The sequence below is a fragment of the Paraburkholderia kirstenboschensis genome (assembly GCF_904848585.1).
GTDB classification, from domain to species: domain Bacteria; phylum Pseudomonadota; class Gammaproteobacteria; order Burkholderiales; family Burkholderiaceae; genus Paraburkholderia; species Paraburkholderia kirstenboschensis.
In genome coordinates this window covers 152360-165525 of the sequence record NZ_CAJHCR010000017.1, presented here as the reverse complement: position 1 = coordinate 165525, position 13166 = coordinate 152360, and the positions used below count along the sequence as shown (strand labels likewise).

10 protein-coding genes and 8 pseudogenes are annotated in these 13166 nt (G+C 59.4%); 7 read left to right on the top strand and 11 right to left on the bottom strand.

Features of this window, described 5'->3' with window-relative positions; all coding sequences use genetic code 11:
* Window positions 1-644: pseudogene (locus JMY24_RS30935) on the bottom strand (site-specific integrase); the annotation flags it as partial.
* A 121-nt stretch (window positions 645-765) separates the two neighbouring features.
* On the opposite strand from JMY24_RS30935, the pseudogene JMY24_RS30930 reads away from it, so the two are divergent.
* From JMY24_RS30930 to JMY24_RS39675, 3 pseudogenes are all read left to right on the top strand, one after another.
* Window positions 766-1068: pseudogene (locus JMY24_RS30930) on the top strand (ATP-binding protein); the annotation flags it as partial.
* Window positions 1069-1166: 98 nt separating this feature from the next.
* Window positions 1167-1406: pseudogene (locus tag JMY24_RS30925) on the top strand (IS3 family transposase); the annotation flags it as partial.
* A 34-nt stretch (window positions 1407-1440) separates the two neighbouring features.
* Window positions 1441-1578: pseudogene (locus JMY24_RS39675) on the top strand (IS5/IS1182 family transposase); the annotation flags it as partial.
* Window positions 1579-1867: 289 nt separating this feature from the next.
* Here the strand turns inward: JMY24_RS39675 and JMY24_RS30920 are convergent.
* The 3 genes from JMY24_RS30920 to JMY24_RS30910 all read right to left on the bottom strand — a co-directional run bounded on the left by JMY24_RS30920 (window position 1868) and on the right by JMY24_RS30910 (window position 5661).
* A complete protein-coding gene (locus JMY24_RS30920; RefSeq protein WP_201703462.1) occupies window positions 1868-2710 on the bottom strand; it encodes an exonuclease/endonuclease/phosphatase family protein in 843 nt (280 codons plus the stop codon).
* Between the two features lie 44 nt (window positions 2711-2754).
* Entirely contained in the window at window positions 2755-4530 is a 1776-nt protein-coding gene (locus JMY24_RS30915; RefSeq protein WP_128598629.1) for a GH25 family lysozyme, read from the bottom strand.
* Between the two features lie 228 nt (window positions 4531-4758).
* Window positions 4759-5661, bottom strand: a complete 903-nt coding sequence (locus JMY24_RS30910; RefSeq protein WP_164853888.1) for a hypothetical protein — start codon at window positions 5659-5661, stop codon at window positions 4759-4761.
* A gap of 611 nt (window positions 5662-6272) precedes the next feature.
* Here JMY24_RS30910 and JMY24_RS30905 point away from each other — a divergent pair.
* Window positions 6273-6572, top strand: a complete 300-nt coding sequence (locus tag JMY24_RS30905; protein WP_128598626.1) for a hypothetical protein — start codon at window positions 6273-6275, stop codon at window positions 6570-6572.
* A 79-nt stretch (window positions 6573-6651) separates the two neighbouring features.
* On the opposite strand, the gene JMY24_RS39670 is transcribed toward JMY24_RS30905, so the two are convergent.
* The 3 genes and pseudogenes from JMY24_RS39670 to JMY24_RS30890 all read right to left on the bottom strand — a co-directional run bounded on the left by JMY24_RS39670 (window position 6652) and on the right by JMY24_RS30890 (window position 8491).
* Complete coding sequence (locus tag JMY24_RS39670) at window positions 6652-7074, bottom strand: IS110 family transposase (RefSeq protein WP_413231279.1); 423 nt, start codon at window positions 7072-7074, stop codon at window positions 6652-6654.
* Between the two features lie 180 nt (window positions 7075-7254).
* Window positions 7255-7959: pseudogene (locus tag JMY24_RS30895) on the bottom strand (SDR family NAD(P)-dependent oxidoreductase); the annotation flags it as partial.
* A complete protein-coding gene (locus JMY24_RS30890) occupies window positions 7949-8491 on the bottom strand; it encodes a hypothetical protein (RefSeq protein ID WP_201703459.1) in 543 nt (180 codons plus the stop codon). The gene JMY24_RS30890 and the pseudogene JMY24_RS30895, both read right to left, overlap by 11 nt.
* Window positions 8492-8898: 407 nt before the next feature.
* Here JMY24_RS30890 and JMY24_RS30885 point away from each other — a divergent pair.
* Window positions 8899-9469 (top strand): annotated as a pseudogene (locus JMY24_RS30885) (IS256 family transposase); the annotation flags it as partial.
* 354 nt (window positions 9470-9823) lie between these two features.
* Window positions 9824-10123 (top strand): annotated as a pseudogene (locus JMY24_RS30880) (tyrosine-type recombinase/integrase); the annotation flags it as partial.
* A 115-nt stretch (window positions 10124-10238) separates the two neighbouring features.
* Here JMY24_RS30880 and JMY24_RS30875 read toward each other — a convergent pair.
* From JMY24_RS30875 to JMY24_RS30860, 4 genes are read right to left on the bottom strand one after another with little or no spacing between them, the layout of a single operon-like run.
* Window positions 10239-10439 carry a site-specific integrase gene (locus JMY24_RS30875; protein ID WP_328809294.1) on the bottom strand — a complete coding sequence of 67 codons (201 nt, stop codon included), beginning with the start codon at window positions 10437-10439 and terminating at the stop codon, window positions 10239-10241.
* 44 nt (window positions 10440-10483) lie between these two features.
* On the bottom strand, window positions 10484-10660 hold the full coding sequence (locus JMY24_RS30870) for a site-specific integrase (protein ID WP_201703456.1): 177 nt from the start codon (window positions 10658-10660) through the stop codon (window positions 10484-10486).
* Window positions 10657-11601 (bottom strand): tyrosine-type recombinase/integrase, encoded by a 945-nt coding sequence (locus JMY24_RS30865; protein ID WP_128598585.1) that lies wholly within the window; start codon window positions 11599-11601, stop codon window positions 10657-10659. The genes JMY24_RS30870 and JMY24_RS30865 overlap by 4 nt, the downstream gene beginning before the upstream one ends.
* Entirely contained in the window at window positions 11598-12836 is a 1239-nt protein-coding gene (locus JMY24_RS30860; protein ID WP_128598584.1) for a site-specific integrase, read from the bottom strand. Before JMY24_RS30860 ends, JMY24_RS30865 begins: the two co-directional genes overlap by 4 nt.
* 155 nt (window positions 12837-12991) lie before the next feature.
* On the opposite strand from JMY24_RS30860, the pseudogene JMY24_RS30855 reads away from it, so the two are divergent.
* A pseudogene (locus JMY24_RS30855) lies at window positions 12992-13156 on the top strand (tyrosine-type recombinase/integrase); the annotation flags it as partial.
* Between the last annotated feature and the right edge of the window lie 10 nt (window positions 13157-13166).

Genomic DNA, 13166 nt, shown 5'->3' with positions numbered 1-13166 from the left:
AGCTTCCAGTCGAGTGCGCGCGGGGGCAACTCGGCACGATAAGTCCGTGGCGTGTCAATGCAATGCAGTCCGAGCGTGATATCGCCACGCTCTTCGCAATAGCGCAAGAACCCCCCCAGATGCGCAATGACATGCTGCAGCGTCTGACGGGTAACCTCGCGGCTCTTGAGCCGGATGTAATTCTCGACGTCCGTAGCGCCCAATGTCCGCAGCGTTCGGTCGGGTAACACCGCCCGACGCAGGAAGTCCCTGAGAGTCGAGTCATGCTGAGCGGCGGTCGAGACGGCAAACCCACGTAGCTCATGAAGGTACTGTAGATACTGACCGCGCAGGGCTCCGAACGGGTCGTCCGGCTCAGCCCGAATCAATCTGCCGCGCGAAGACAGAAAGCGCTCGAATGCCCGCTGCGTGCCTCGATATAGCGCAGGGAAGCGCGATGACGTAAATGCAGCGTAGAGATGTTCGGTGGCAAACTCCCCGCCGGGCTCGGCGCCATCCATCCGTTCAAGGGTTTGCTTTGCCCGAAACAAATGATCGCAGGTACTGTTGCGAGAATATCTGCTCCGACGCAGCCAGGCAGCGAAACCCTCAAGATCGGCGGCGAACCGCGATCCCTCATAGCGGCGATGTACCTTCGGAAACAATTCCTGAAGCCTGTTGCCCTCCGAATACGGTGATCGGAGGAACTACGCTACTCCCACGACGAAGTTATGTTGACGAACTCCTGACACAACCAGGCGCCGAAGCAGCGCCCAGAGGGAAACTCCACATAACCGCGCGCTGCACATAAATCAATTAATGTTGCGCGCAACATTACTGGACGACTGGGGCCTGCAGGATCTCGACCAGGGCGCTCGCAACAATCTGCTTGAAGTGCTCGACGATCGCGTTGGCACCCGTTCAACGATCATCACCAGCCAGTTGCCCCTCGAGCATTGGCACGCATGGCTACAGGATCCCACACTCGCTGACGCCATTCTCGATCGTCTCGTACATCAGGCACACAAGCTCCCATTGAAGGGCGAATCAATGCGCAAAAAGAACAAACCCGACGACGTCATAGCCTGATTCCGAACACTCACGCTACAATCCATGCACTACGCAGTACCGCCCTCCAGCCTGTTCGGCTTCGCCGAATCGCCCGTTCGACATCCCCGAAATACGCACAGGCATCAATGAGTAGACGTGGAAAATGTCTTGATAACCCACCCATTGAATCGTTCTGGGGCTCATTGAAAAATGAACTCGTCTATCATCGCAAGTTCTCGACCCGCGACCAGGCCTGCAAAGAATTCGCGGAATACATCGAAATCTTTTACAACCGGCAGCGAACACAGGAACGCCTGGACTATCTGTCGCCGGTCGCTTTCACGCAGCGATTCCATTTGAGTAAAATCGCTGCTTAACTGGTTGGCGTCCACGGATTCCGACTGACCTCACAAGACCATCGGACGGATTCGGCAGACGGTCTATCGCGGCATCAAGCGCGTCGATCAGCACTTCAAGCTGACGATGGTTGCGAGCAATCTGACCCGCATGGCTCGAATGCCAGGTGTGGTGCTGCAAGGAGCGACGCGATCAGCCGCCACGGCGCGAAGACTGCGCGCCAGAAGGGCTGCATGCGTGCGCATGCCCCGCGCAGATCGCGCGGCGAACCGGTAATTCAGCGGGAAATTGCACGCGCAAGGCTCCTGAACATAGCTTCGGTCGTCATCACGGCGCGCTTTTCAACAGCCTGCTAGAAACTGAAAAGCCGATCCCGATCGACACCGGGAGTCATATCAGCAGACTGGATATGGCTTGATTTTCTCTAATCGCCTGGAGGATCCCCGGACGCAAATGGATGCCACGGGGGCCGGGCGAGTCGTTACGCGCAAGTGACTTGAAATAGGACAGGGAAGTGGTCGAAGGTCCTCTGGATATATTCGAGGGTGTCTTTCCTGTAATCCCTGGCCAGGTCGGTCATGTGAGTCAACCCGGCGAGCGAGTTAAGTGGCGTGACTTTCACCGTTCCCGCTGCGTTGGCGATCGCGAAGTCGATCAGCCCTCCGGGTTTGGCATCCACGGTGCTACCGATTTGCGTCGCACCGTTTGAATAGGCCGATTTCGCCCATTGTGAGTACGTATAGCCGTCGAGCGCAGGCTTGGTCTGCACGGCCTTGGGGTACAGATGAAGGTCTGGCGCATTCACGTTGAAGTCGCCAATGAAGATGTCATTGTTCGCAGCTGTGACGTCCTGAGCAGCGAATGACGCGGCTTTGGCACCGTTTCTCTGGCTGGCATTCGCGTGGAGAAACCAGATGCTGACTATCCGGTGCGTCTGACTATCCATGTACTGGGCGCGCACCAGGTCGCGTTTCGTGTTATCGCTATCCCACTTGGCCTGAGGGAGCCCAATGGCCACCTTGACCACAGCCGGGAGAAGTGTCTTTCTCACAAAGATTGCCGTATTCAGGTGCGCGCCCGGGTTGACGTTCACGTTCACCGCCGCGTAGGTCTCGGACAGATTCGCTGGCGCGCCCTCAGAGGTCTTCATCGAGTTCAGCCGTCTGTCGGCGGTGAGTGCGCCAGTAATGAGCGCCGACATCTCGTCGAGGCAGATGATATCGGGCTGCAGTGCCGCGATACGTTGCCCGATTGCATCCACTTTCTCGGCGGAAAAAGAGCCGCCTGCACCGGGTGCGGTGCAATTCCAGTACATGACATTCATGAGTTTCTCCGAGAGTCAGGCTAAGTCGTGAAAACCGGCTGATATCAGGGAACTGCTGGGGTTGAGCCCTCGTGTGCAGTGCCGAGATTCCGCCTGCCTGCTACGCGCGAAAACTGACCTAAATCGGTAGCGTTGCCGTTAAATACATCGAAGTCCGCCGGGTCGAGGCTGCGTTTCAGGTGATCGGAACGCTGCCAGAAGGCAAAACTCGTCCACGGAGGTGGCACGCGTGGCTGGCGGCCCTCGGTCCAATCCGCAATCCAGAGGGGATACCGAGCGAATGCCGGCGAGTTCAGGTACCGCTGACCAATGGCCCAATCCGTGTAGATCACAGGCGTACACTTCATCGTCTGTGCGACGTGCTTAAGCGCCGCGATGATCGTGCGCTGGACCTGCTCTACGGGAGGATTGGCCTGAGGCTTGTCGAGGCTCATTTCTTCGAAGTCAATGGCCAGGCAGAGATCTCGCGCTCGGGCCTCGCCCAGAGCTCGCACCGCCCCGTCGACCTGCTCGACGGGGTCCTCGTCGAGCCGCAGGAAGAGATAGCCACCCCGGTACAACGAACGGTGTCCCATGATGGCCCAATTGATGCTGAATTCGGGGTCAAGCCGGGTTCCATACGCGACTCGGGCAAACGCAAAGTCGAGATGCGGCACCGCGGCAAAGACAGCCTCCGCGCCGGCCTTGCCTCCTCCGGACCATTGCGACACATCCAGGCCGTGGGCGTTGCCTGGCATGGTGTCCACATTTACCACGGCGGCGTCGTCGTTTCGCAAGGGAAGAACGCCTGTCGCATCCAGCGCGCCAAAAGTTGGTGCAGCCATGGCGACGCGCGGCGCGGGCGCCCGCAACGCGCTCGAAGCTACGCCCGTGGCGGCCGGCTGGGTCGTAACCGACCCGCGACCAACCGGTTCTGACGCGACTGGAACTGGGGCAGAAGACAACACGCGGCCGACCGCGCCGGAACACGCCGTCGACAGGCCAAGCATCACGGCGGGATTCACCTCATCCGGTATGCGAAAGCACCACGCAGCGATCGCGGTCAAAGCGCTTGCGCCGAGGACGGCCGCGGCGGCGATCGTCCCCGCCCGCGGCAGAACGCGTCGGCGCCGGGTCGATGCATCTGGCGACGTCTCGGCAGAACCTGGCGCGTTGTCCGACTGCGTATCCGTTGAACCATGAGTCAACGCATCATGTTGTCGCTCGCGGGCGCTTCCATGAGGGAGCGCCAGATCGCACGGCGTCGGTGTTGCAACCGCCACCTGCAACGCCGCTCGCTCCGGTGCGCGCAGCATCAGCATGCCGTGCGTGGCGCTGCTGATCAGGTCGTACGCGTCCTGCGACAAGCAGATGCTGCGGGAAACGACCTCCCCCTTCTGGTTCAAAATTGTCGCCGGGTCATCGGTATAGTCCCCGGCGGAATTGATCACGATCCGAGGACGACCAGTCGCGACCTCCACATGGGGATCCCGAAATGTCGCGCCGATACAGCGAACCTGCCCGCGCGGCGTTGATGATGTCTGAAATCTGAAGGCGAACCCATCTGCCACCAAGCCTTCGATTAACATCGCAAGCGCCAGCGTACGCTCGGCTTCGCGCGCGCAGTCCTTGTCGAAATTCTCCGAGAGGTACAAAAATGCGCTCGCGCGCGCCGGCTGGATTATCAATGCCCGACCGGATGGCTCAGTGAACCATCCTGCACGCCAAAGATCGCGGAGAGACACTGGACCTTCAGCGGTCATCTCCAGAACGGTCGTGAGCCACGTCCGCTCGAAGCCACCGAGTGAGCGCGTGAGGCGGTCAATATTCGATACAGTCATGACATGTTGTGGCGAGGATGCGCATGAGCGTTTCCGGTTAGGGACGGTCGGCAGTTGCCTCGCCGTCGCCTGCTGACAGCGAGGCTAGGCGGCGGGCATCGAAGACGACTCTAGTCGTCCTGTGCTATAGCGGTTTGAGGAGACTCGCCGTCGTCACATCGATTTTTGGCCGCACGCATGTTGGTGTCCGGCAGAAGATCCCGCCGGGCCGTTACGATTGCGCCAGACTCAGCTCCCGCTGCCGCCACTACCGCCGTCACCAGACGTACCGCTGTCCCCACCACCACCTGTGCCTCCGGTGCCACCACCACTGCCGCTTCCGCCGCCAGTAGTGCCTGAGTCATCACCAGAGATCGAGAGGAATTTGTTCGGATAGTACTTGGCCATCCAGATTTTTGCGAGTTGCGAGGCCGTGATGCTCTTGAGATAGTAAGTGATCGGAGCGCCAATGTTCCCGGCGATGCACTTCTGGATGTAGTCATCCAGCGCGTCCATCATCGAGTTGGTATCGATCATTTTGTTCTGGCCATCGTCGATCTGCGCCAGCGCGGAGAGTGCGCTCTCCATCTGGCTGGACTTCATGGCAATGAACTGTCCACCAGTGCGGGCCGCTTCAGCCGACGACGCCACAGACTCCTGAACGCTCGCAGTGACCCCCTGCAGCTTAAGCAACGCAGCCATCGACGACGCGCCATCGAAGTCCGCAAACTGCTGCACACCCATCTTGACCTGATTCGATCGGATCGACGGGATCGAGCCGATCGTGGTCAAGGTGCAGTGGGAAGTGACGTTCTGCGTGGACAGAAGTGCTTTTGCGTCATCGCTGAACGAGGCATTTACGCCGAAGCCGCCGGACACATCTTCGAACCACCCCGCGATCTTGAACTGCGACTGTAGAGAGTCAGCGACACTTTCCATCGTCTCGCTGCTTTCCGTTTCAGTCGAGTTGAGAATGTGGACCATGCCGATGAAACAGGAACCGACCGTAGCTCCCGATAGCAGTGTCAACGATTTCTCGTCCTTCGTATTGGCCTGCGCCGCGATCTTCGAGATTGACGCAATCGAGTCCGTTTTGATCATGTCGTCGGGGAAATATGCGTTGAAAGCGCGGATCCCTTTGTCGACGTCCAAGATGAATGGTGCAAGCAGCAGCGCATCTTTGTGCGTGCATGTCACGGCTACGACCAGCGTGCCAGCGATGCTGTGATTCTGGATTTGACTGTTTACCTGTCGCCTTGAGCGATGCGATCTTTGCTATCGCATATTCTCCCGCCGCAGTGGCGATCTGCTTGCCCATATCGACGGACTCTGAGTCGACGGCTGACGTGTCCACTCCCATGCCCGCAAGTTCTTGCGAGGTCATGTCGAGGGAACGCTTGGTCGAGATCATCGAGTTGAGCGTGTCCTCGGCGGCATTCGCGGGCGCCTGCGCTTGGGAGATTTGCTCCAACGTCGCCAGGCGGGCAGCACTGACGAGGTCTCCGAGCGCTAGCGCCGGATCGTAGGGGATGGTAGACGGCATGATTGAAAGACTCCAAGCGATTGACGATGCGTGGTGATGAGTTGGACGCCCGCCAGTTAAACTGCGATGCGGCCGTGTGCGCGGCGGTATGCACTTCCTCCTCTTCGCGTTAGGCCTTCAAGGGTATTCATCCTTTTCGTGCAAAATCTGGCTGTCTCCCCCCGGTGAGCCGCATCCAGCAAGGGTTTCTGTTTGCGCGAGCGTTACACCAATCTCGATCTTGCAAGTCGTTGAAAAATCATGGCATTTCAGAGCAAAGCTCCCGGTTTTGCACGAAAAGGACGAATACCCCTACAAGCTCAGCCTGCGCGACCTGGCCGAGATGATGGCCGGGCGCAGTTTGTCGCTGCTCCCGCTGTCTGGAATGCCGCCCGGTTCAATCGATGAGGTGTCCATACCGATAGGAAAAATCTCGGCATGGCCAGCCATTTGCGTGTATGGCTGGCCCGCGATGTTATCCGCGAATGGGTACCTCGTCAGAACCTCGGGCCTGGTTGCCCATGGTGCAAAGCGGGTTTGACCCACCATGGTCCCGACCGTTGTGTCATCGAATTTAAGTCTGCTCAAGCAACCTCTGGAAAGTGGACGCTGTCGCGATGTTAAACGCTGTATCTGTCAGTCCGTCGATGGATCGCGCGGATACGCCCTTCCAGTTCAGCCACCTTGTCGCCGAATTCGCGCGGGTGCTCGAAGAGCATCTCGATTGACGCCCGGAACGGCTCGCAATGCTCTCTGTCGTGACTGGATAGCGCCGCTATGGCCCGGCTCCTCAGCAGCCGGATACCTTGTGGCAGCGGGATGCCGAATTCACCGAGAAGCCCACGGAACTGGTTGGCCAGCGCGGTGCGCGACTTGACCAGCCTGGCGCGTGCGCGGTGCAGCGACAGGATTGTCTGTTCCGCCTGCGTCTTGACCGGTACGAAGCGAATGTGCGGTCGCTGCATTGCCTCGCAGATCGCTTCAGCGTCGGCCGCGTCGGTCTTGTTGCTCTTTACGTAGGGACGGACTAACTGCGGGGCGATCAGGCGAAGGGTATGCCCGAGCTTCGCGAGCTCCCGGCCCCACTAGTGCGACGAGCCGCACGCTTGCATGCCGATCACGCACGGTTCAAGCGTTGCGAGATACCGAAGCACATCCGCGCGTCTCAGCTGGTTGCGTACAACAATGTGGCCTTGCAAATCCACTGCGTGAACCTGCAGCAGGTTCTTGGCCAGATCCAGTCCAATAATCGCTATCTTCATGATGACGCTCCTTTGCCTCGGTTGACCGAGGCGGCCCACCGGAATCTGCGGGAGGATCTTCGTTTCCATCACGTCCTTGGGGACCGCCGCGGTCATCGCCGTGGCAAGGTAGCCAGGTGATACCGTGTTGACGGTCACGCCGTGTCTGGCCACCTCCGGCGCGAGCGACATCGTGAAGCCGTGAATGCCTGCCTTGGCCGCCGCGTAATTGGTCTGCCCGAACGCGCCGCGCGCGCCGTTCACCGAACCGACATTGACGATCCGCCCGAACTGCTGCTTGAGCATCCCGCCGAGCAGCGGTCTGGTCATGTTAAACATGGAATCGAGATTGGTGCGCAGTACGTTGTCCCAATCCTCCTTGTTCATCCTCACAAAAGTCGAGTCGCGGGTGATGGCCGCGTTGTTCACCAGAATGTCCACTGTACCGAATTCGGCGAGCACGCGCTCGGCGCAATGGGCGCACGAATCGAAGCTGGAGACGTCGGCCTCATAGGCGACGAAGTGGCGACCGGCATCGCGCTCATGGCTGAGCCACGTGGCAACGTGATCGTTGCGCTCGGAGTGCGACATGGCGACCGCCGTGCCCGCATCGTGAAGACACCGACTGATCGCGGCGCCCAAGCCACCCATGCCACCGGTAATGAAAGCTACGCGCTTAGCCGACATGATGCTCTCCCTGCTCCGGACGCTTGCCGGAGGCCGGCGATTTAGCTGAAGTCGCCGGCGTAACCTGACTGGAGACGTCGCCTCGGCCCGCTTGTCCGTAGGCCATGCCCGCCGCCGTGCTTTCCATACGTCGCAGCCATTCCTGCCACGGCAGCATGACCGGATTCATGGGGGCATGCGTCGGCCATTGCTCGCTCCAGGCCGTTTGCCAGTTCGCCAACGCTTCGCGCAGGCCTTCGCTAAATCGGCTTTGCAGCCGCACGGCAGAGTCCAGCCCTTGCTGCCAGAGGTTTGTGGTGGTCGTCATGTAATCGCGCACCGTGGACTGGTAAGACGCCGAGAATTCGCTCCAGTCATGAGCGGTCGATACCGCATTGCGAATGGCATGCGCCGCCGCAAGATCGCGCCGGATGCGCTGCATCTCCAACTCGGAAACCTGCTGCCGGGCTTCGTGGCTGAAACTCCCAACTTGCAGCGCAAGCGAAAGATTCGCGCGGTACAGATCGAAGGGTGTGACTGATTTGCCTGCCATGGTGGATCTCCTGACGTGATGAAGCGGTCCGCATGCGTGCAACGGGAGGCTACAGCAAATGCGTGCGCGGCAGCAGTGCGTCCAATGTACACGAGGCAGTCAGAAGTCGGTTGACCCGTGTCAACCGCGAGATAGTTTTCCGCGAACACGAACGCTTTGCGCTGGCCGTCGGCCGTTTCGCCGTTCGTTCTGATGTGATGGACGACTCCCGCTACGGAGCGAGAGATGTATGCCAGAGTGGAGAGGCCGTGATACCCACGGCAAAGGAGCGTTCATCATGAAGATAGCGATAGTTGGACTGGATCTGGCCAAGAACCTGCTGCAGGTTCACGTAGTGGATTTGCAAGGCCACATTGTTGTACGCAAACAGCTGAGACGCGCGGATGTGCTTCGGTATCTCGCAACGCCTGATAGGCGAGAACGGGTTGCTCAAGCACCTCACGAAGATGCTGGGGGAGCGAGGGCTTGAGAAGGAGATGTCCGAGCACCTGGGCCATGGCAAGAGCGAAGCGGTGACCAATGCCACTGGCAACACCCGCAATGGGCATAGCGCGAAGACCTTGCAGGGGGGGCGAGTTGCGGCTCAATAATCCGCGCGACCGTCAGGGCGCATTCGAGCCGAAGCTGGTGGAGCGTCATCAGACGCGCTGGACGGGCTTCGACGATAAGATCATTTCGTTGTACGCACGGGGTCTGAGCGTGCGCGAGATCCAGGGTCATCTGGAAGAGATATACGGTACGGAGGTGTCGCCCACGCTCATCTCGGCGGTCACCGACGCCGTCAGTGAGGAGGTGAAGGTCTGGCAAGCCCGTGCGCTCGACGGGCTTTACCCGATCGTCTATCTCGACTGCATCCACGTCAAGGTCCGCGACAGCGGCGCGGTGCGCGCCAAGGCAGTGTACCTGGCCATCGGCGTGAACATGGCCGGCCACAAGGAGGTACTGGGGCTGTGGATCGCCCAGACCGAGGGGGAGCGTGGACTCCGTCGGCTACTGCCGGCTTTCGGAGATGTTCAGATTGATCGAACATATGGGGCGGCGGCATCGATATTTCGTTCAACAGGTTACCGTTCTTTCGAACATTACCGGGAACACGGATCCACTACGGCTGCGGATATTCGGGACATGGCGTTAATCCCACATACATTGGGGGCAATGTCTTGCGTCACTCGTTCTTAGGTCAAACGACGAATGGAGTTCGCTACCTTTTTGCACGCGTGAACCGCGGGCGCTGCCGCCAGAGCCTTTTCGATATGTCGGCGGACGCTTCGTGCGCTGGGGTATTCTCCGATGCGAAGAAGATGAGGAAGTGGGAAAGACTTCCGGATTGTTGCCTCGAGTCAGGTGGCGCTGAAGGTCAGCGACATTGACAGCCAGCGCATGACCCTGCGCATCGAGCAGGGCAAGGGCCGTAAGGACCGCTACGCGATGCTCTCGCCGGTCCTGCTCGAACGCCTGCGGCTCTGGTGGCGCGTCGCCCGTGCCCAGGGCAGCATGCTCGACGGCGGGTGGCTGTTTCCCGGGATGGATCCCGTCGACCCGCTCAGCACGCGACAGCTGAATCGCGCCGTTCACGCCGCCGCCGAAGCCGCGCAGATCGACAGGCGGGTCACCCCGCACACCCTGCGCCACTATCTGCCGTGCCGCACTATGTCGGGTAATGAGCTCAGGTTGTTACGACCGCGCAATATTCGTGCGCCATGGCGCGAAGCAAGCCATTCCGTTCCCCGACATAGTTTGCCTGATCCTACAGGCTGTTCAGGAAGGCCAGGAGTTGATCTGTTGGTCGGTAGCGACTCGACTTACCTTGTGGCGGAGATGCCTTCGCAAGGGCTTGCTCTTTCATCGCAAGGGTGGCTTCGAGATAGATCTGCGTGGTTTCCACCGATTCATGCCCGAGCCACAACGCGATCACTGACCGATCTACGCCGGCCTGCAGAAGGTCCATAGCCATCGTGTGCCTCAAGCGGTGGACGCTGACTCGTTTCTGCGTCAAGCTACCGTCACGCCTGAATTTCGGGGATGCAAGCGCTGCTGTACGAACTTCAGAAATTGACGGAAGGTATCGCGATAGGAACTGATCGTGTGAGGACTCGCCTGGCGCTGCTGCATTAGTCGCTGCGTAAAGAAACGCTCAAGCAGCGGTGCGAAGCTGGCGGGAGTAGTCATGGCCGTTTCTCCCAGCGTTGTTCGAGCCGGCGCATGGCCTCGTGCATGAGTTCTGGCGAGCCGCTTAAATACCACTGTGTGTCGGCGACATTGACGTGGCCGAGATACGCTGACAGGATCGGGAGCCGACGCTCCGGATCCTGTTCAGACCGATACCAAAGCACAAGCGTGTTCGTCGCAAATGTGTGCCTCATATCGTGCAGGCGTGGTCCATGATCGTCGGAAACGCCCCGAAGGCCGACCTGTCGTGACAGCGCATAGAAAGTTCGATGTACCTCTGCGCCATCCAGACGATTGCCCCGGTTGGAAACGAACAGATAGGTAGACACTGGCCGACCAGCCCAATGACGATTACGTCGCTCGATATAGTCGGCAAGCACCTTGCGAGTCGAGTCATGCAAAGGCACGAGGCGGGACTTGCCGAATTTGGTGCCACGGATTGTGAGCACCCCGGTGGTGAGATCCACGTCCTGAATCTCAAGATTGCGGGCTTCCCCGAGCCGCATACCCGACACGCTCAGCAACCCAAGCAGGCAATAGAATGTTCTGGGCCGAAGTCCACTGCGCTCATATCGACATCGAATTTGAAGGGCGGCCCGCAGTAAGTTGCGAATCTCATCGTCCGAATACAGGTACGGTCGAACCCGTTTCGGCTGAAACGGCAGCAAGCCTTGCGCTGGAATCTGGGTGCGCGAATCGGTGGCGCTGCGATGACGTGCGAACTCGCGTACGAAGCTAAGTCGTTTCGCCCAGTGTGCAGGTTGGACGCCGAATGGTTGTTGCGCCCAGGCGAGAGCCAATGCCTGCGTGATGTAGGGGGCGCGATGCTGCTCCATGTACGTGACGAAATCGAGTAACGACTTGCCCGCATCATGCAGCTTGAATCCCAAACTGCGTCGAAGATTGAGATACTCAGCAACGGCCTGCCGGAGCGTGTTCATTGCACACCTCCCGGCCACGGCACAGCTAGCGTGCGCAACGCCTTGATGTCAACCTTGGTGTAGATCGTCGTGGTTTGCGGGTGATGATGCCCCAGCAACTCTCCTATCTCACCGAGCGAGGCACCATGGCGCAGCATCTCAGTCGCCAATCCGTGGCGAAACTGGTGGGCTCCCAAAGTTGGAGCGTCGATGCCAGCGCGCTTGAGGGCATGCCGCACAACCGAACTAACTCCGCTTGACCCGCTAAACCCTGTGATCGGGGCTCGGGCGCGCAGAAACACATGACGACATGTGCTATGCGGTCGCCCGCGAACCAGGTATGTAGCGATCGCCTTGCCGACGTCGACGGGCAATGGCAACTCGTTGCGCTGCCCACTCTTACCTCGTACGTTCAAACGTCCCGCGCTCCAGTCGATATCATCCAGTTCAAGTGCTGCTACTTCCCCGGAGCGAACCCCCAATCGAGCAAGCAAAAGCAAAATGGCATAGTCGCGACGACCGGTTCCGCTTCGTCGATCGATGCTGGCTAACAACTGCCGTGTTTGATCTGGAGCGATCCCACGTGGTATTGACGGCATCGACCAGTTGGCCACGACTGGAACTGCGGCGGACAAATCCAGGGTAATGTCCCCGCGATAGCGCGCATAGCGTAGGAAGGATCGCAGCGCGGCGGTCAGAAGCTTCGCACGCTTTGGCTGCAAACGCGGCGCCTGATGCTGTACAAATCTCACAACATCGCCAGCACGTAGGCGAGAGAGCGTGACGCGTCCTTTACCGAAACAGTCATCAAGAAAGCCGCGGACGAACGGCACGTAGTTGACGATCGTCGCTTTGGCCAAGGCACGCGCTTCACGCAAATACGTCACATATGCCTGCACGCAGCGCTCAGTCGACGGCAGTCGGGGCGACGGTACCCGCTCTGCAAGCGTCAATTGCTCCTGGCTAAGAAAGTCAATGAGGTGTCTAAGCGCGGCCTGATCCCCTCGGCGGGGCCGAACATGCCGAGCGCGATATCGTAAATACCGTATCGCATGTTCGGCGCAGATGCTGCGCACTCCGACACCCGTCTGTTCAAGCCAACGGCTAAACCCTGATGCGATCCGTACTTGCTGCTTCTGTGATCCATCGCTGTATCCCTGCTCACTGAGCGATCTCGCAAATGGTGCGATGTAGGCCGCAAGCGGCCCTTCAGGTGGCCGCGACAGTACAACCACGTCATGAATGATGCACTTCACGATGAGCTCCTTCCCGACTTGCGGGGGCTGGTGGAAGGAGTCAAGACTATCTCCAGCCGATTGCTTGAATCGCCGGTGAAATCCAAGCTATCTCTGGATTACCCGACATAGTCCGGCACGGCAGATAGTGGCGCCTATCTACCCAGCGACATAGGCGCCACAGTTTCGCGACGCATCTGCTCGAACAGAAGGTCGACATCCGCGTGATCCAGGTACTGCTGGGCCACAAGCAGATTGAGACCACTGCGCTTTACGTGCAGGTGGCCACCGACCTGCTGCGCGAAGTCATCAGTCCACTGGAGCGTCTGCCCTCCGAGTAACGCGACGCAG

What these genes read in the sequence shown, in the direction of transcription:
- JMY24_RS30915 (WP_128598629.1), bottom strand. Translation starts at nt 4,530, where the DNA reads ATGACTGTATCGAATATTGACCGCCTCACGCGCTCACTCGGTGGCTTC.
- JMY24_RS30890 (WP_201703459.1), bottom strand. Translation starts at nt 8,491, where the DNA reads ATGGCAGGCAAATCAGTCACACCCTTCGATCTGTACCGCGCGAATCTT.
- JMY24_RS30875 (WP_328809294.1), bottom strand. Translation starts at nt 10,439, where the DNA reads ATGGACCTTCTGCAGGCCGGCGTAGATCGGTCAGTGATCGCGTTGTGG.
- JMY24_RS30865 (WP_128598585.1), bottom strand. Translation starts at nt 11,601, where the DNA reads ATGAACACGCTCCGGCAGGCCGTTGCTGAGTATCTCAATCTTCGACGC.
- JMY24_RS30920 (WP_201703462.1), bottom strand. Translation starts at nt 2,710, where the DNA reads ATGAATGTCATGTACTGGAATTGCACCGCACCCGGTGCAGGCGGCTCT.
- JMY24_RS30870 (WP_201703456.1), bottom strand. Translation starts at nt 10,660, where the DNA reads ATGACTACTCCCGCCAGCTTCGCACCGCTGCTTGAGCGTTTCTTTACG.